Annotated in this window: 1 pseudogene; it reads left to right on the plus strand. The window is 63.0% G+C overall.

Annotated elements, in window-relative coordinates:
* Nucleotides 1–405: pseudogene (locus tag C6W91_RS21325) on the plus strand (pyruvate carboxylase); the annotation flags it as partial.

Here is a 405-nt window from a genome sequence, read left to right on the forward strand (position 1 = left end):
ATGTCTTCCGGGTCTTTGACAGCCTCAACTGGGTGGAGAACATGCGCGTCGCGATGGATGCGGTGGTGGAGAGCGGCAAGATCTGCGAAGGCACCATCTGCTATACCGGCGATATCATGGACCCGGACCGGGCCAAGTATGACCTCAAATACTACGTCGGCATGGCCAAGGATCTGGAAGCCGCAGGCGCCCATATTCTGGGCCTCAAGGATATGGCGGGGCTCCTGAAACCCGCCGCCGCGCGTCAGCTGGTGAAGGCGTTGAAGGAAGAGGTCGGCCTGCCGGTCCACTTCCACACCCATGACACCTCCGGCATCGCCGGGGCGACCATTCTGGCCGCCGCCGATGCGGGCGTCGATGCAGTGGATGCAGCGATGGATGCGTTCAGTGGCGGCACCTCGCAGC

The organism is Phaeobacter sp. SYSU ZJ3003, from assembly GCF_041300735.1.
Lineage (GTDB): Bacteria > Pseudomonadota > Alphaproteobacteria > Rhodobacterales > Rhodobacteraceae > Phycobacter > Phycobacter gallaeciensis_A.